Below are 17,299 nucleotides of genomic sequence, written 5' to 3'. Positions count from 1 at the left end.
ATGGAAGCCTACGAAGCTCGGTCCCCAGGAAGTGTCGGGTCGGTGTGGCGGGGCGCGAGCACGCCGTCGATCCACGCGAGGTCGAAGACCGCGGCGTAGATCGGGTTCCCGACCTCCACGCGGTCGAAGGTTCGCGTCACCAGACCCGACAAGATCAGGCTGGTTTCCACCGAGGAGCCGTCGGCGATGACCTCACCCCGCTCGAGGACCTGGCGATAGCGGGCCAGCACGGTGGGATCCTGCGCTTGCGCGGCCAGGACTCGGGCGGCGATGGTCCCGAGGTGCTCGGGGTCGTCGTGCTGCTGCCAGTGGTCGATCACGCGGGCTCGAACGAGCTTGGCGACCCACTCGCGCTCCCGACCGGGAGACGGCCGGGACTCCTCGCGACTGATGAGGTTGCAGATCTTCTGTGTCAAGAAGGGCTGACCACAGGTCCAGTCGATCACCGCTCGCAGTAGCCGCTCCTCGTTCCCGATGTGGGCGAGCCCCCGCGCGAGGACCCTGGCTTCATCGAAGCGAAAGCCAGACAGAGGAAGCGAACGACCGACGTTGAAGGATGTGCGGCGGCGGTCGCGGATGAGATCGGCTGGGCTCGCGACCCCGAGCAGAACCACGCTGAGCCGCCGATAGCGCGGGTCTTCGGCCCGGCGGTTGTAGAACGAGCGGAGCAGCGCGAAGAAGTCGTCGAGGCTGAAATCGAGACCGAGGACCGAGTCGACCTCGTCGATCAGGACGGCGATCGGTGTATCGATGCGTGACAACACCTCCTCGTCGATCAGCACATCGAGGCGCTGCACGGGTGACAGCTCGTCGAGGTCGCGCCACCATCGGCGTAGTTGGAGCTCTGCCTGCATGCCGAGGCCGTGCACCAGTGCCCTCGCAAGGCCGGCGTACCACTGCTCGGCGGAGATGTTCCGCGAGCCGATCGAGCTCAGGTCGATGGATACGCACGCGGCTCCCGCTTCCGCGAGGCGTGCCGCGCTTCGAACACGAAGGCTCGACTTTCCCATCTGACGGGCGTTGAACACGTAGCACAGCTCGCCATTCTTCATGTGTTCTTCGAGCAGGCGATCGGCCCTGCGGACGACGTACGACTCGGCATCGCAAGGCAGGCTGCCGCCGACCTGATACGCTAGCGCGCGGACCTCCTCGGATTGCTTGAGCAGCGCGTTCTCGACCGAGACCGCGGCCTGTCCCATGATGAGGGTCAAGATCTCCACACGGTCGGCGCTGAACACCGCGCGGGCCCGATTGTTCTCGAGGTAGGTGATTGCGACGAGGGTGCCCTGGCTGCGGATCGGAACACACAGCACCGACTTGCACGCCTGGCCCACGAAGCGAGGATCGGGCGCAAAGCGCTCGCTCTGGCTCGCGTCCTCGAGCGCCACGGGCTCGCTGGTTCGTGCGACGTATTGAACCACCGACTGAGCGAGGTCGGGTCGATCCTCCAATGTGAGCGACAGCGGCTCGATCCTCGTGGTCTCGCCGAATTCACCGTGGGCCTTGATGATGAGCTGCTCCTCGCGCACGAGGATCAAGAAGCCGCGCTCGGCCCCGGCGTGCTCGAGCGAGACTCGCATGATGGTTTGCAGCAGCTCATCGATGCCCGTCTGCCGGGTGATCGCACGAGTCGCCGTCAGCACCGAGTCGAGGTCCAGGGTGGCATGCGTGCCGGTGGAGAACCGCGCGTCGGGTCTTGTGGGGGTTCGGTGCGGAGCGGCGCTGCGGGGAGCGCCCGACAGCAGGAAGCCGTAGTGATGGCGCAGGTGCTCGAGCTTGGCGCGCGCCCCCCAGCGCTCGTAGACATAGTAGGCATCGCGGATGTAGTAGCCCGCAAGGCGCGGGCTGCCGCGCTCGAGATAGTGAAGCGCGGCGCGTTCGAACGCCAGGCCTTCCTCCTGGGTGTAGTCGTGCTCACGCGCGAGCTCGATGGCCAGGTCGTAGTGCTCGCGCGCATCCGCGAGCCGACCGGTGAGCCGACACAGCTCTGCGGCCATCAGGTGGTGCTTGTGGCCATAGTTGGCGACGCAGGCGCTCGCCCAGCGAGCCATGGTGGAGGTGAGCTCCTGCGCCTGGGCGAGGCCCTGCTCTCTGTCGGGCCCCGGGGCGAGCGTCATGCAGTGACCGATGAGCGCCAGGCAAAGATAGAAATTGGCGATCGGCGTGGCCATGGATCCTGCCTGGTTGAGCGACTCCAGCACACGCAGGTGGGCCAGCGCCTGCTCATAGCGATGGAAGTGATAGGCGAGGATCCCCTTGTTGAAGTTGACGACGTAGATCGAGGTCAGATCGCCCTGGCGCTCGTGGACGGAAAGCTGCTCGACCTCGTCGTAGACGTGGCCTTGCAAGCGGGTTGGGTCGTCGCTCAGGCCGAGGAAATTCTGTACCCCCTGGTGATAGATGTAGCCCCAGTTGAGGTAGGGAAACTGGCGATGCCGACGTAGGGCATCCGCGCACTCGTGGTACTCCCGGTCGATCTGCTCGAGCGGCTGACCGCTGATCAGCGCCATCAGAGTGCTGGTCTGCAGGCTGTTGCAGGCCGAGGCCACCTGGCCGCTCTCCAGCCCGGCGTGGTAGCCAGCACGCATCTTCTCGATCGAGTCGCGGTTGGGTCGCTTCCAGTGAAAGATGTAGCAGCCGCCGAGCACCGCGAGATCGGCCATCTGACTGCGGAGCTGGCGACGCTCGACGAGCAGCTCGGCGAGGCAACCGAGCTCGTAGCCGAGCTCGATCTGGGCGCGAGCACACAGTGCCATCCCGTAGCAGAGCAGGCCCTGGATCGACTCCTCGGCGAGGCCATGGCGCAGGGTGAGCCGCACCATCTGCGCGGCCACGAGGTCGAACAGCGCCGGGAGGGCGAGGCGGGCAGGTGGGATGGTACTCACCAACAGCCCCATTGCACCCAGGGCCTGAACGTCGGTCATGGGTCCGGCCTCGGCCAACTCCTCGATGCGCCGCGTGCCCAGCTCACGGCGGACGGTAGCGAGCATGGCGTCGACGTCTTCGACGGTGGGCTCGAGCGGGAGCTCGACCCCAAGCTCGCCGAGCAGTCCGCGGGAGATCGTGATGGCAGCGGTGAATTCATTCTGGGCGCTGAGGGCGTTGATGCGAACCCGAGCAGTGTGAACTCGCTCGAGGGCTCCACACGCGTGGCGGTCGACCATGTCCAGGTGCAGATCCATCGCCTCGTAGTTGGCGTCGATGTAGGCGGCGTCAGCGGCCTTCTGGGTCAGCTCGAGCGCCAACCGATGGTCTCGGGCGAATGCTCGTTCGTGGTCGTCTCGCGCCGGGGCTCCAAACGCTCCACCGAGCCACGAGAGCCCTGCCTCGTAGTACTCCCGGGCCGCCGCGGGGGCGACCGCCTGTCTGGCCCGGTCGCCAGCGTCGCGATTGAGCACGGCGATCTCGAGTCGCTCGGCCGGGTCGTCGACCAGGCCGAGTGCGCGGTTGAGCTGGCTGGCCGACGCCAAGATCTGCGAAGTGACTGGTCCCTCCGCGTGGCGTGCTCGCATTGCCCGACCGATGCGCAGGTGGATCCGAGACCGAGCTTGCGGCGCATTCTCGGCGTGAACGGCCTGCTGTATGCGATCGTGGGCGAACTTGTAGCGAAGCTCGGTGGCGGCCTGCGACAGGCCTTCGAGCCCGGCCTCGAAGAGGCGGTAGTCTCCCCGCGTGGGAATGAGGTAGTCGCCCTCGAGGGCGGGCATCAGCGCGGCGGCGACCTCGTGACGGGACTGGCCACACACCGCCGCGAGCAGGGAGAGTTCGAATTCGGCACCGATGCAGGCCGCCTGTGCCAGGAGCTCCCGAGTCGCGGATGGGAGCTTCCTGCGCATGTTCGACAGCACGAGCTCGACGACGTTGTCGCTCGGCTCGAGCACGCGAAGGCGCTCGTGGTCCCAGCGCCACCCACCCGCCTCGGAGTCGAAGCTCACGATCCCCTCGCCCACCAGCGTGCGCAGCAGGGTGTGGACGAACAGCGGGTTGCCGTGGGTCTTGTGATGGATCAGCGCTGCCGCCGAGCCGCTGGGGTCGAAGTGCCGCCGCAGCACTCCCCCCACCAGGGCCCGGGTGCCAGCCTCATCCAGGGCCTGCAGGTGCAGCTCGAGCCGCTCCGCGCTCGACGACCGGAGCTGCTCGAGCACGGCCCGAAGCGGATGCGCTGCCACGAGCTCCTCGTCTCGGTAGGCACCGATCACCAGGAGGTACGGGACCGCTTCTTCCACCAGCGCCAGCTGGAGAAACGCCAGCGACGCTCCGTCGGCCCACTGAAGGTCGTCGATGAAGATCACCAACGGGTGCTCGGCCCGGGCGAGCACCCGCACACAATCGACCAACGCATGGCGAAACCGAAGATCGAGCTCGGCCACCGGCAGGCTCGGGTAGGGCGCGAGCTGCTCGTACAGCAGCTCGAGCCGCGGCAGGAAGTCGGCGAGCACGGGCAGCATGCTCCCGGCAGCCGCGCGCAGAGCGTCGGACCACTCCGCGACGCGGTCGGCGGGCTCCATCAGCAGCTGGCCGAGCAACGCGTCGAGGGCGGAGAGGATCGGCTCGTAGGGAGTGTCGCGCCGGAACTGTTCGAACTTCCCCGACACGAACGAGCCGCGTCGGGCGGTCACCGGCTCGCGGAGTGCCTTGACCAGCGAGGTCTTGCCAATGCCCGGCGGCCCGGACACCGAGACGTAGACGGTCGCACCGTCGCAGGCTCGCTCGAACGCCGATCGGATCTGCGCGACCTCGGCATCTCGGCCGTGGAGCACGGCCGGCGGGGCGAGTCGAGCGGAGAAGTCCTGCGCACCGAGCTCGAAGCTCGAGATCCTCCCCGACTCGCGCCACTGGGCCAGGCACCGTGCGAGATCTGCCTGCAGGCCGCGCGCCGACTGATATCGCTCGTCGACGCCCTTGGTCAGGAGCTTGTCGACGATGGCAGCGAGCTGCCCGGGCAGCTCTGGGCGGCGCGTGAGCACCGAGTCGGGACGAAGGGCCAGGTGGCAGTGGACGAGCTCGATGAGATCTTCGCGCTCGAAGGGTGGAGCCCCCACCAGCAGCTCGTAGAGCGTGCAGCCGAGCGAATAGAGATCGGTGCGATGATCCAGTGGTTGGTGGGTCCTACCCGTCTGCTCCGGGGAGAGGTAGGCCGGGGTCCCCTCGATGAGCCGGGGGTGATCGAAGGCGACCGTCTCGTGGGAGAGCCGGCTGGCGATCCCGAAGTCGATGAGCTTGACGACATCGCGATCGCGGGCCCACACGATGTTGGAGGGGTTCAGGTCCTTGTGGATGATCGAGCGCTCGTGGAGTGCCCCGACGATCTCGGTGACCCTTGCAATCAGGGTGAGCAGCTCGCCAAGCTCGAGCTCGCCGGCAACACCGAGACGGGCGAGCGAGTCACCGCCGAAGTCCTCGATGGCGAGCACCCAGTGATCCGACGCCCGGAACAGACCGTGGACTCCGACGACACCCGGCAAGTCGAGCCCCGCCAGCAGGCGACTCTCGCGATCAAGCCGGGCGATCTCCTCCGGGGTGGGGTTGACCCCCCCGAGCACCTTGAGGATCATCGCCTGTCCGTCGATGTCACGAGTTGCCCGCATCACCAAGGAGCGGTTTCCCGCGTGGAGTTCCTCGATGATGGTGTAACCCCTCAAGCTCAACACGAGCCGTCGCCTCCGCGCACTACGACCAAGCCCAGGTGTAGTACCACGTTGTGGCGGTTGCTCGTGGTGTGTTAACCATGCGCGTGGTCGAGCGGTTTCCACGCGAGCGGGCCCACGACGAGGTCTTCGGCGCCCTCGAGCGCGACGGGGTGGCGATCGTCGAAGAGGGCATCGACACCGAGCGCATCGATGCCCTGTACGCGGACCTTCGTCCGCAGCTCGACGCGGTCCCGTGGTGCAACGTGGGCGCCAAGGACGATCCCGAGTTCTCGGGTCGACTCACCAAGCGCTTGCGAGGAATGGTCGCGCGCTCGCCTCGAGTCGGTCCCTTGCTGGTCGAGCCGCTGCTGCTCGGCGTGTGCGACCGGTTCTTGGGGCCCAACGCCCGCGACTATCGCCTGAGCACCGGCGAGCTCATCGCGATCGGAGCGGGCCAGGTCGCCCAGCCCCTGCACCGGGACGCCGACTCGTGGCGCCACTGCCGGCCGCCCTTTCCCATCCTGATGAGTGCAATCGTGGCGCTCACCGACTTTACCCCCCGCAACGGCGCGACCGTCGTCGTCCCCGGCAGTCACCGGTGGCCTCGCCTCCGCCGGCCCGAGGCCGCCGAACTCGAGCGAGCGAGCATGCCCCGCGGCTCGGTGCTGCTCTACCACGGGCAGCTCCTGCACGGCGGGGGCGCGAGCGACGATGGCGAGCTCCGTATCGGCCTCTACCTCGGCTACATCCCGAGCTGGCTGCGCCCGATCGAGAACCAGTGCATCACCAGCGGGCTCGACGCACTGCGAGCCGTCCCACCTCGGGTCCAGGCTCTGCTCGACTATAGCGACGACGGCTGGGAGACCCTCGCCTGAGACCGAGCACTACCTCACACGGACAGGGGCTCACTCGGTCGTCGCGTTGTCGATCGCGAACAGCCAGGTACCGTCGGGCTGCCGGCGGATGACATCGACCGAGTCTCCACCGAACTCCACGCGGTTGCCGTCGGCGTCGACCCCCTCGCACTTCCACGTGCTCAGGGCCATCGCGATGTCGCCGGTGACGTGCATGGCCCTGCGCTCGGCCGAGAACTCCGCCTCGAGAGCAGCGAACCCCGCGAATGTCTCGCGGATCGCCGCGTGCCCCTGCACGGAATTGCCCCCGCTGATGAACAGCGCATCGGGCTCGTAGAGCGCAACGGCTGCCTCCACGTCGCCCCGATTGAGCGCATCGAGGAGCATGTCACCACATTCGATGGGAGTCTTGGCTGGCATGGCGCTTCCCTCGGCTAGACTCGTACGTCGTCCACGTGCTCAGGGTCTGGATCCTGCGGCCACTCGTCGGGATACCAGGTCGGGTCGGGTCCCGGGTCGAGCCCGATGCAGGTCGCCATGGCAGCGGTCAGACAGTGCAGTGGTAGCTCATCGATGCTCGGTTCGTTCATCATGGATTCGTTCAACATTTGTTCATTCTCCTCACGGCGAGCGCGGCCGGATGTGGGTGGTCATCTTGTGGGTGGGCTTTCCGCTCATCATCACCCCAAGGAGCTCGTGCCTGGAGTCCACAGTGGGATCCCACCCCTCACCAAGTGCTTCGAAGCCCAACCTGTCCGCGATTCGGCCCATGCACATCGAGACTTGCGTGGTATCGCCACCAAGCCGCTCGAGGATCGACTCGAAGTCCTTGAACACGAAGTAGGCCTGGATGAGGCTCATCTCGATGTTGGTGTCGAGCGGAGCGACACTCGACATGGCGGGCGCAATCGTCGGCCTGCCCACTCGCACCACGACCTCGTCGATGAAGCCGATGAGCGCGGTCGTGTCGACGATGGGAACCTCGGGGATCGCCACCCCGCCCACGGAGAAGTCGGCCCCGATCTCGCTATTGAGCAGCGCAATCAATCGTTCGTTCGGCACGAACGGGAGCTCGTGAGCGGTGATCCCGGCCGAGATGTCGACCAAGAGCTGGAACCCCTGCAGGGCTTGCACTCCGGGCAGGAAGTCGAACTGAAACATCCGACCCATGCCGTTGCGCGTGAGCGCCCACGCCCGGATGGGCATGCGCAACCAGAAGGCGAGCAGGCCGTACTGCAAGAAGTCATTGACATAGAGCTCGCCTGGCTCGAACTCGAACTTCGCCATCGAGGGCTGCAAGTGCGTCGCCGCAACCACGTTGAACAGCGCAAGCGCGAACGCGTCGACCGCCAAGTCTTGCTCGGTGACATCGAAACCAGCGAAGGTAAGGGTCGCCCCGTAGTAGTCCTGGGCCCAGGGGTAGTAATTGCCAGCCCTTCGCTGGGCCAGGATGAGCGAGCCCTGCCCCTTCCGAGTCAGGAGCCGATAGGCCTCGTCGGGAGCGGATCCAGGAAACCAGGCATCGAGCAACGCGTCGAGCGCGGGGCTCTGCGGCTTGTGGACCACACCAGCAAACGCACGAACGTTCACGATGGCCGCACCGAGGTGAGCGTGAACCCAGAATGCACCGGGGGCATCCGGCTCGAGATCGATGCTCCGTTGATAGTAGAGCAGTGCCAGCACGTAGTTCGTGACCCGCGGCTCGGGGTCGAAGAGCGTATCTCCGTAGCCAGGCCAGCCGTTGGCGATCCGGCGGTAGGTCTCGCCGAGCCGCCCCGAGGCCCAGGCATTGTCGGGCTGGATCGCGAGCGCCAAGTGTATGGGTTGGGCGGCCGCGAGCAACGCCGAGGCCCCCGTGCCGAGCAAGATTTGGTGCTGCATGTACAGCCGTGAAGCATCCTCGACGCCGGACCACCCGATGTGGGCCAGCAGGTAGGATAGCCGAGCCCGAACGAGATCGGACATGGGTGAGGCCACGACCCCGGTCTCGGTGGCCGCGAGCACGAACATCCGCCCCCGGCCCACGGGCAACGAGCACTCGTCGAGCACCTGGCGCTCGCGAGCATGATAGGACACCACCCAGATCTTGGTAGTCCCCGGCCACTGAAATCCAATGAAGTGGCTCGAGCCTTCCACGATCTCGCGACCAAAGCACGAGAGCAGCGCATCGTGCACTGGGGATTGCAGATCGGCGATTGCATGGGGTACGCTATCCATGCCAGCCGTCTCGGCGCTGATGTGCACGAGGCCATCGAGCGCCTTGGCGTCACGCGGCTCACCTGGAACACAAAGGCTCGCCGCTACGGCTTCGTACTCGCGAGATGCATTGGTGAACTGGCCGTTGCGAGCGTAATGGCTCGCAATTTCGAGACGAGATCCAATGGTTGCCATAACACTCTACTCTTCTCATCATTGCTGATCTGGAGACTCGGGTCAAGCTCGATCATCTCCTGCCCGCGAGATTCCTACTCATAGTCGAGACACACCATCGTGAGTGACGAGTTCCTCGAGCGCTATCATCGTCGACCAGGTCGTACCTCGTTCGGTCTGCAACCATGGCGTGACGACTCTGGACGCTCGAGCTACGAGGTGCTCGCCTCGCGCCTCGGCGGAGCAGAGCCGAGTCGCCGCATCCTCGATCTCGCCTGCGGTGAAGGACACCTGCTCGCGCTGCTCGACGAGCGAGGCTTCACGCCACTTTGGGGACTCGATCGCAGCGAGGACGAACTCGCAGTCGCTCGGCGTCGCGTGGGCCCGGCGGTCGAGCTGGTCCACGCCGATGCCCGCTCGATGCCGCTTCCAACCGGTGGCTTCGACGTGGTCCTGTGCCACATGGCGCTGATGTTGATCGCGCCCGCCGAGGCCGTGCTCGACGAGATCGCCCGGATCCTTCGTTTCGGTGGCGAGCTCGTCGCGCTGACCAACCGCAAGATCGACGATCCGGCCTACGACGCCCTGCTGCACCGCATTCGCGGGATCACTGCGGAGGCAGGCTTGCCGCGGCTCCGTCTCGGCGATCCGCGCTTCTTGGCGAGAAGCGGGCTCGCCCAACTGTTTTGCCACCCACGCTACGACGAACGCAGCCTCACGATCGAGGACTTCGAGGTCCACGCCCGGCTCCCGCCGGCTCGGCTCTGGCCCCCGCTGCAAACGATGTACGATATCGTTCGCTTGCCACAGGCGCTCCAGGCCGAGCTCGAAGCGCGGGTGCTCGAAGAGTGGTCCCTGCTGACCGACCCCGACGGGATGGTCCACTGTTCCCAGGGCATGCGCCTCATCAGCGTGCGCACAGCCCGGTGACGGTGACCATCTCCGGAGCCGATCGGAACACCGTGCGCCAACGGAACATCTTCGAGAATGCCCACCATCAGCCATTCGCCACGCCCCCTCGACGAGTTGGCTGCAGCCGCTCCATCAAGTACCGCCGGTACAACTCCCGGGTTGGTTCGACACCGTTCCCCTTGACCTGGACCAGCCCCAAGCTCGCCAGCTTGAACGCCAGCTCCGTGCTCAGCTGAACGGCCATCGTTGCGGTCATCACTCGCGCCGCGGCTTCACCGAGCTCGGGTTGGGCTCGAAGGCGCCAGATCAAGGACTTGAGATGGTCGGCAAACGGTCCGTCGTCGGCCGCGGCACTGGTGACGACGTCGTCCAGGGTCATCCCCATGGCCAGATGGTACGCCGCTACGCGAATCAGGTGAGGGTGCCCGCCGATCACCTCCATCAACCGAGCGATCTCCGGCTCCCCGAGCGACAGCCCGTGGCGTCCCATCAGCTCCTGAACCATGCCCGCATCCCACTCCGACAGCGTCACCGGAAGCCCCACGTTGAATGGGGAGTGGTTGATGTTCATCGGCAGGTACATCTCGGTGGCGTAGGCCAGCACGATGCGCAGCCCTCGCCAGGGCTGCTGGCTCCTGCTCATCTCGTTCCAGGCTCGAAGCAGGGCGAGGAATTCCTCGCCAGTGGCTGGATGCTCGAACACGCGATCGACGTTGTCGATCGCCAGCACGAGGGGCTGGGGGCCGGGGAGGATGTACCTCCCGATGTAGTCCGTACAGTTGTCCTTGGCCCCGAACACGTCGTCCCACTCCTCGTCGATGACGCTGGTCTTCATGCCGAGTCGGCGGGTGATGACCGCGCAGAGCCAGCGCAAGAAGCGATCGAGGTCGGCCAGGATCACGTTGTCGGTGAGCCGAAGATCGATGTTCACCGCTCGGGCCCCGGCCCGCCCGACGCGCTCGAGCAGGCGTGTCATCAGCGAGGTCTTGCCCATCTGCCGCGGTCCCTTGATGCGGATGAGCGCACCCGGCTTGTCGATGCCACGCAGACAGGCGTCCTCGAGCTCGGGACGGACCACGTAGTGGGGCGAGTCGGAGCCCACGACGCCACCCGGAAGCTCGAGCGCCAACCGTGGCCCGTCGCTGGCGGTGGAGCACGAGATCGGCTCGGCATCGTCCGGCCCCTCGCGGCGAACCCGGAGGCGTACATCCGACGAAGACGCGCTCCCGCCGTCATCGAGGGAGCGACGCAGCGCCTCACCGAAGGCGGCCATGGTGGGAAATCGCAGCTCGGCCTCGGTCTGCACGGCCCGCAGCACCAGCGATTGCAGCGCCTCGTCGACGTTGGCGTCCTGGAGAGCCCCCTGATGGACCCCATGGAGCCCCGGCATCCGGGGCAGCGTCCCGGCGAGCTGCTCGTACAGCATCACGCCGAGCGAGAAGACATCGGAGGCGGGGCCGACCTCGAGAGCACGCCACTGCTCGGGGCTCGCGTAGCACGGCGTGAGGGCCATTTCGCCGGTCTGGGTCAGCGCGGGCTCCGAGCTTCCCAGCAATCGAGCGATGCCGAAGTCGAGCACCTTGGGCTCACCGCGAGCGGTCACCATGATGTTGCTCGGCTTGAGGTCGCGATGGACCACATCACGAGCATGGGCGTAGCTCAGCGCATCGCAGAGCTTGGCGAACAGGTGCACGATCTGCGGGATGCTCGCGTCTGCGTGCTCGAAGTAGCGGTCGAGCGGCACGCCGTCGACCAGCTCCATCACCAGGAACGGTCGACCATCGGAGGCGGTACCACCGTCGATCAGGCGGCAGATGCCAGCGTGCTCCAGGTTGGCGAGGATCTGACGCTCGCGAACGAAGCGCTGGATCAGGTCGGGGCGTGCGGCATCGCGGTTGATGAGCTTGACCGCGGCGTTCATGCGAAAGGCGCCATCGGCTCGCTCTGCTCGCCATACGGTCCCCATGCCGCCGACACCCAGCTCTCGTACGAGTCGCCACACGCCGAGCACCGTCGACGGGCCCACCACGGCGGCACCATCGGCACCGCGCTTCGCAAGGCCGTGTGCGGGTCCAAGCTCGTCGCTCATGAGCGGCGGCAATCCTATCGAATCCAGGAGTGTCTGTTGACCGATCACGAGGGCCTCCTGGCGCTGGCAATTCGTGACCGAGACGGCATGATTCGATCTCCTCGGGTCACCTCCGGTTGACCCCACGAAGCCATCGACCACACCATGGAGCGGTGCCAGCTCGACCAGCGGACCCAACGGGAGCACCGCTCGCCCGCCTCCTCGATGGCCTGCGCCGGGCTTCGGCCCTGGAAGACGCAGCCCATGGGCTTCTTTCGGCGCTGCTGAACACCGCCGCCACGGCAGCGGACGCATCCACTCACGATGGGTTGCGCTGCGAGCGTGCCGTGCTCCATCTCCGCCCCGCAGGCGGCTACAAGGGTCTCCTCGTGCTCACGCCGGGTCAGAGCCAGGTCGAGGTTCCCGACGCCGACGCCTCCTTCCTGTCCTCCGCCACCGCCTGGCGCCACGTGCAGGCCCACGGCGTTCCAGTGGCGATCGACGTCCTCACCGGCACCCTCGTGCTCGATCCGGGCGGCCCAGCCCCCTCGAGCCTCGATGCCAACGATGCCGGCTTCGATGGCCGGCGAACCCTGGCCGTCGCCCGTCGCCGCCAGACCACCCACATGCTCGTCTTGCCGCTGAACGACGTGGGCGGCGCCTTGGTGGGTCAGATCTCCCTCGAGGCCCACTGCGTGCGAGCCGTGGGCAAGCCCTTCATCTGGCCGGACTGCGTCGACGACTTGCGAGCATTGGTCGACATGGCAGCGCCCTACCTCCTGCGCTTGCCGGCACGCCGACAGGAGGTACCGACCATCGACTCCATGCTCCCAGTCGTGGGCCAGATCATGCAGCCCATCGTGCGCAACCTTCGCGTCTTTGCCCGGAACGACGAGACGATCCTCTTGCTCGGGGCCACGGGTACGGGCAAGTCGCGGCTGGCTCGCTGGTGCCATGCAAAGTCTCCGCGCTCCGAGGGCCCCTTCGAGGTGGTCGACCTCAACGCCGTTCCGGGAGATCTCCAGCAGGGAGAGCTCTTCGGCTGGCGCAAGGGCGCGTTCACCGGAGCCGGACGCGACCAGGACGGCGCTGTCTCCCGGGCTCGGGGAGGCACGTTGTTCATCGACGAGATCGACAAGCTCGACCTGAGAGCCCAGGCATCGATGCTGCGGTTGCTCGAAGACGGGACCTTCCGGCAACTCGGTGGGGACCGGGACGAAACCGCCGAGCTGCGCTTCGTGGTCGGAACCAACGCCGACCTCGAGCACGCGATCGCCGAACGCCGCTTCCTGCCGGACCTCTACTACAGGATCAACGTGCTGCCCATTCGCTTGCCGACGCTGGCCGAGCGTCGCGACGAGCTTCCCGACTGGGCACGCTTCATGGTGGAGCGCCGCGCCGGTGCCGAGCGCACCGTGGTACTGGAGGCGCCCGCCTTCGAGCCGCTGCTCGAGCAGCGCTGGCCCGGCAACCTGCGCCAGCTCGACAACGTGCTGCGACGAGCATTCGCGCTGGCCCTGGTCGACGTTCCGCCCGTGGCTGCGGCTCACGAACCGCTGACCATCGGGCACGACCACATCGAGGCCGCGTTGATGATGGAGCACGCCAGGAGTCGGCCCAGCGCAGAGCCAGGGGGCGCGCTGGCGCCGATCCAGCGCGCCGCGGCGTGGGTTGCCGACCACGCCGCCCGCCTGCACCGAGACGGGCGCGAGCTGCCCCTGGAGACCGTGGTGACGGCATTCCGCGGGCTGGTGCTGCTCGCCGCGATCGAGCGAGGCGAGCTCGAGACCGCGTTCGAGAGCCTCGGCCGGGGCAACCTCGTCAAGTCGCGCAATCACCAGAAGTCCCTCCGCACGGCCAAGGAGCAGATCGAGGCGCTGCGCTCGCTGCTGGGCGAGGAGTAGAGGTCCCGCCACGCACTTCGCGTCGAGCAGCCCCCTGCCCCATCGATGGCATTCATGTCCCCCATTGATCCTCGAGCCTCGGTTGCAGCTACTGGTCGGTCGATCCTTCGGCCCTTCGTGCTTCATCGAGACTCTCGCGCGCAGAATCCATGATGCGTGCGAGCTCGGGTGTCGGCCGCTGCTCCTCGAAGATCTCCAGCGCGAGCTCGAGCTCGCCGACCGCCTCGTCGTCGCGACCACGACGGTGGAGCAACCGGCCCAGGCCCAGGCGTGCCTTGGCCACCCGCGGGTGCCGGGGGCCGTTGACGGCCACCCAGTCCTCGATGCCGAGCCGGAGCATCGGCTCGGCCTCCTCCCACTGTTGGTGCTTGGCGAGCAGCGCGCCGAGGTTGGTGCGCACGTGGGCCAGCACGTCTCGTGCAGGGGCGTCGGTGCTTCGTAGGAGGTCGAGGGCGTACCGATAGTGCAGCAGAGCTCGCTCGTCGTCCTCCGACGACTGGAACACGGCGCCGAGGTTGATGTGCTGGTGGATGACGTCGGGGTGGTTCTTACCCAGCCGGCCGATGCGGATGTCGAGCGCACGCTGCGACGCACCACCGGCCGCCTGGAGCGCCCCCTGCTCGCGCAGCGCGGTGGCCAGGCTGTCGAGGGGCCTGGCGAGGAGGATGTGGTCGCGGCCGTAGGCGTCACCGAGGATGTCGACCGCATCTTCGAGCTTCCGCTGCGCCGCGTCATGATCTCCACGCGTGATGAGGACCTGTCCCAGCACCGTGAGGACCTCGGCGCGAGCACGAGCCGTGGCCCCCTCCTGCTCAACCAGTGGCTCGGCCATCAGTCCCAGGGTGAGGGCCTCCTCCGGCCTGGCTTGCTCGATTCCCACCACGTAGATCAACGGCACGACCGCATCGACGGCGATCTCGTTGGCGCGGTTCCTCAGCGCGTCCTGGAACGCGTGCGTCAGCAACTCGGCCGCACGCTGATGCTCGTACAGGTCGGCGCGAAGGGTTCCCTCCTCGACCTGGATCTCGGCCAACAGCGAGCCATCGAGATCCGGCACGAACTGCGACAGCTCCTCGACGATTCGAAGCCCGTCTTCGTACCTGCCAAGGACCCGAGAACGTCGAGCCGCTCCCAAGCGCTCTCGCACCTGCGCCACCATTCCGGCATCGGAGTCCTCGTGCTCGGCGGCTCGCCTCAAGGCATCGAGATCGGCACACTCCTCGTGCAGACGCAGCGCTGCGACCAGATCGACGGCCCTCTGTGCCACGGCATCGTCGGCGTCGTCGGCATCGGCGAGCGTTGCGATCGTGCCCTCGAGCTCACCTCGCTGTCGATCGAGGCAGGCGTTCCTGAGCTCGAGATCGGGAAGCGCTTCCTCGGATCGAACCTTGGTCGCCTCGCAGGCTTCGACGTACTGGTCCGCGAGCCCTCGCGCGTAGTGCTCGATCGCCTCGTCCACGGTCGCCCAGGTCTGCTCGCCATAGCCCCGGCCAGCAAGGAGCAGCGCGTGCTCGACCCGAGCTCGCCGCTCGTCGCTCCACAGCTCGGCCGTGTCCCCCGCCGCATCGCGGCACGGTGCTCGCTCCCCGCTCGATGAAGCCAGCCACCCCCCGGCCATGAGGAGCACGGAGGCGACGCCGGCCGAGGCCCACGTCATCGACCGCCGCTTCCCGAGTCGCTCGAGCTCCTCGAGCAACGCGCTCATCGACGGCCAGCGCGCGTCCGGATTGCCCGACAGCCCCCGCACGACGGCACGTCGCAGCGCACGAGGAACCTTGGGCGAGCTCGGATCGACGAGGGGAGGCTGATCGTGGCCTCCCATCATCGCCATCAGCACGGGTCGGGGGTCCCGCGAGAACGGGAGCAGTCCGTACAGTGCCTCGTAGAGCGCCACGCAGAAGCTGAACTGGTCGCTCTTGGCATCGACCCGTCGTCCCCCGAGCTGCTCGGGAGCCATGTAGGCGATCGTGCCGACGATCGCATTGCGCTCGGTGAGCTGCGCCTGGAGCAGGCTGCCGCTCGACCCGTGCGATGCAGTGGAGCCACCAGCCGACGCTCCCACCGTGGTGACGAGATCTTCGGAATCGCGGGGAGGCGGACCAGATGGATCCACGAAGCCGACGGCCCGGGCCAGCCCGAAGTCGAGGACCCGAACCCGCCCCTTCTCGTCCCGGATGCAGTTGGTGGGCTTGAAGTCACGGTGGACCAGCCCCGTTGCATGGGCGGCGGCGAGACCCCGCCCGGCCTGCAGGTAGACCTCCAGGCACTCGCGCCAAGAACGAGGCTCGTGCTGCCACTCGTGGAGCGTGACGCCCTCGATCAGCTCCATCGCGATGAAGACCTCGCTGGCGAGCTCACCGACCTCGTAGATCTGCACCACGTTGGGGTGCGAGAGCTGGGCCAGGGCTTGGGCCTCTCGCAGCAGGCGGTCGTGGTGCCGAGGTGCCGACCCGTGGCGCACCAGCTTGATGGCGACCTCGCGAGCGAGCCGCTCGTCGTAGGCTCGCCGCACGGTTCCCATGGCCCCGTGTCCCAACAGACCCAGATCGATGAAGCGACCGATGCGACGGGGCGGCCTCGGACTGCCGAAGATCCGCGCCTTGATGTCGCGCTTGTACTCGTCGTCTGGCTCGCCCTCGGCTCGCGCGTGGCCGAGCCGGGCCAGCGCGTCCTCGATCTGGATGTTCTCTGCCATGGTCTAGCCCTGGCGCTCCCCTGGGGCCGCGGGTCGTTGCTGCCGCTGGAGCTCGACCCAGTCGTCGAGGCGGGTGATCGTGCTGTGCAGCATCTCGGTGGATGCGGCCAGCTCGCCGACGTGCTTCTCGAGCAGCTCCCGAGCCCGCCGAAGGCGGGTGTTCACCGTGCTCCGAGGTAGACCGAGGATCTGCGCGAGCTCCTCCTGATCGAGATCTTCCCAGTACCGCAGCTCGAGCACGAGCTGGAGCCCCACGGGCAATCGCCGCAGCCCTTCGAGCAAGAGCCGCTCCTGCTCCTTCTTCGCGATGACTCGGCTCGGGGTCTGGCCCAGATCCTTCATCGATGCGGCGTCCAGGGTCTCGATCCCCTCGTGGCGCAGGAACCGTCGGTAGTGGTCGCGCAGCGCGTTGGTCGCGACTCCCAGCAAGAACGCCCGAAACGTCGATTCGCCGCGGAACCGGACCGAAGCGTCGATGCAGCCCAAGAACGTGCGCTGGATCAGCTCCTCGGGCTCGGTCGCCTTGTTGCGGAAGAACCGCTCCACCATCGGATAATGGCGCTCGAAGAGCTCCTCGCCGGCCGCACGATCACCCCGGCGCCACGCCTGCAGAAGCTCCACATCCTGCATTGCTGCGAGTCTACGCCCCGCGCGGATGGCCACAGCGCCCCCGACGAGGGCATCCCGGGGAGGTGGGTCTGCGACCGGCCGGTCACGGAGAGCGGTGGGCCATCCCACCGGGTTTCGTGATGAGTGAGTGCTTGCATCGGACTGGGCTTCGGGCAACGGACTCGATGGCGACATCGGGTGCCCACCATGGGCCTCGACGTCCAAGAGAAGAGTATTCCCGCGCGACGCTTTGGCTG

General features: G+C 67.1%; 10 protein-coding genes. 3 read left to right on the top strand and 7 right to left on the bottom strand.

Annotated elements, in window-relative coordinates:
* Window positions 1-8: 8 nt before the first annotated feature.
* A complete protein-coding gene (locus tag OEB96_RS25305) occupies window positions 9-5,753 on the bottom strand; it encodes an AAA family ATPase (protein ID WP_266219292.1) in 5,745 nt (1,914 codons plus the stop codon).
* Between OEB96_RS25305 and OEB96_RS25300 the strand changes: the two genes are divergently transcribed.
* Window positions 5,729-6,505, top strand: coding sequence for a phytanoyl-CoA dioxygenase family protein (locus tag OEB96_RS25300; protein ID WP_266219291.1), 777 nt, complete (start codon window positions 5,729-5,731; stop codon window positions 6,503-6,505). The two genes, OEB96_RS25305 and OEB96_RS25300, sit on opposite strands and share 25 nt — an antisense overlap.
* Before the next feature lie 30 nt (window positions 6,506-6,535).
* Here OEB96_RS25300 and OEB96_RS25295 read toward each other — a convergent pair whose 3' ends face one another.
* Genes OEB96_RS25295 through OEB96_RS25285 form a run of 3 tightly spaced genes read right to left on the bottom strand, consistent with a single transcriptional unit; the run spans window position 6,536 to window position 8,701 of the window.
* Window positions 6,536-6,904, bottom strand: coding sequence for a YybH family protein (locus OEB96_RS25295; RefSeq protein WP_266219290.1), 369 nt, complete (start codon window positions 6,902-6,904; stop codon window positions 6,536-6,538).
* A 14-nt stretch (window positions 6,905-6,918) separates the two neighbouring features.
* On the bottom strand, window positions 6,919-7,092 hold the full coding sequence (locus OEB96_RS25290; RefSeq protein ID WP_266219289.1) for a hypothetical protein: 174 nt from the start codon (window positions 7,090-7,092) through the stop codon (window positions 6,919-6,921).
* A gap of 13 nt (window positions 7,093-7,105) precedes the next feature.
* Window positions 7,106-8,701, bottom strand: coding sequence for a hypothetical protein (locus OEB96_RS25285; protein ID WP_266219288.1), 1,596 nt, complete (start codon window positions 8,699-8,701; stop codon window positions 7,106-7,108).
* A 273-nt stretch (window positions 8,702-8,974) separates the two neighbouring features.
* On the opposite strand from OEB96_RS25285, the gene OEB96_RS25280 reads away from it, so the two are divergent.
* The gene (locus OEB96_RS25280) at window positions 8,975-9,784 is read left to right on the top strand and encodes a class I SAM-dependent methyltransferase (protein WP_266219287.1); all 810 of its coding nucleotides are present in this window, start codon (window positions 8,975-8,977) and stop codon (window positions 9,782-9,784) included.
* Between the two features lie 67 nt (window positions 9,785-9,851).
* Here the strand turns inward: OEB96_RS25280 and OEB96_RS25275 are convergent, their stop codons facing one another.
* Entirely contained in the window at window positions 9,852-11,855 is a 2,004-nt protein-coding gene (locus OEB96_RS25275; protein WP_266219286.1) for an AAA-like domain-containing protein, read from the bottom strand.
* 326 nt (window positions 11,856-12,181) lie between these two features.
* On the opposite strand from OEB96_RS25275, the gene OEB96_RS25270 reads away from it, so the two are divergent.
* Window positions 12,182-13,738: a sigma-54-dependent transcriptional regulator gene (locus tag OEB96_RS25270; RefSeq protein WP_266219285.1), complete on the top strand. Its 1,557-nt coding sequence runs from the start codon at window positions 12,182-12,184 to the stop codon at window positions 13,736-13,738.
* An 88-nt stretch (window positions 13,739-13,826) separates the two neighbouring features.
* Here OEB96_RS25270 and OEB96_RS25265 read toward each other — a convergent pair whose 3' ends face one another.
* Window positions 13,827-16,433 carry a serine/threonine-protein kinase gene (locus OEB96_RS25265; protein WP_266219284.1) on the bottom strand — a complete coding sequence of 869 codons (2,607 nt, stop codon included), beginning with the start codon at window positions 16,431-16,433 and terminating at the stop codon, window positions 13,827-13,829.
* A gap of 3 nt (window positions 16,434-16,436) precedes the next feature.
* Window positions 16,437-17,063: an RNA polymerase sigma factor gene (locus OEB96_RS25260; protein ID WP_266219283.1), complete on the bottom strand. Its 627-nt coding sequence runs from the start codon at window positions 17,061-17,063 to the stop codon at window positions 16,437-16,439.
* Window positions 17,064-17,299: the final 236 nt, after the last annotated feature.

Origin of the sequence: Paraliomyxa miuraensis (genome assembly GCF_026337845.1) — a bacterium.
Taxonomy (GTDB): Bacteria; Myxococcota_A; Polyangia; order Nannocystales; family Nannocystaceae; genus Paraliomyxa; species Paraliomyxa miuraensis.
This window is presented reverse-complemented; position numbering and strand designations above follow the sequence as displayed.

Excerpts from the sequence above, each read along its gene's own strand:
- OEB96_RS25295 (WP_266219290.1), bottom strand. The coding sequence starts at position 6,904 with ATGCCAGCCAAGACTCCCATCGAATGTGGTGACATGCTCCTCGATGCG.
- OEB96_RS25285 (WP_266219288.1), bottom strand. The coding sequence starts at position 8,701 with ATGGATAGCGTACCCCATGCAATCGCCGATCTGCAATCCCCAGTGCAC.
- OEB96_RS25275 (WP_266219286.1), bottom strand. The coding sequence starts at position 11,855 with ATGAGCGACGAGCTTGGACCCGCACACGGCCTTGCGAAGCGCGGTGCC.
- OEB96_RS25300 (WP_266219291.1), top strand. The coding sequence starts at position 5,729 with ATGCGCGTGGTCGAGCGGTTTCCACGCGAGCGGGCCCACGACGAGGTC.
- OEB96_RS25260 (WP_266219283.1), bottom strand. The coding sequence starts at position 17,063 with ATGCAGGATGTGGAGCTTCTGCAGGCGTGGCGCCGGGGTGATCGTGCG.
- OEB96_RS25290 (WP_266219289.1), bottom strand. The coding sequence starts at position 7,092 with ATGTTGAACGAATCCATGATGAACGAACCGAGCATCGATGAGCTACCA.
- OEB96_RS25265 (WP_266219284.1), bottom strand. The coding sequence starts at position 16,433 with ATGGCAGAGAACATCCAGATCGAGGACGCGCTGGCCCGGCTCGGCCAC.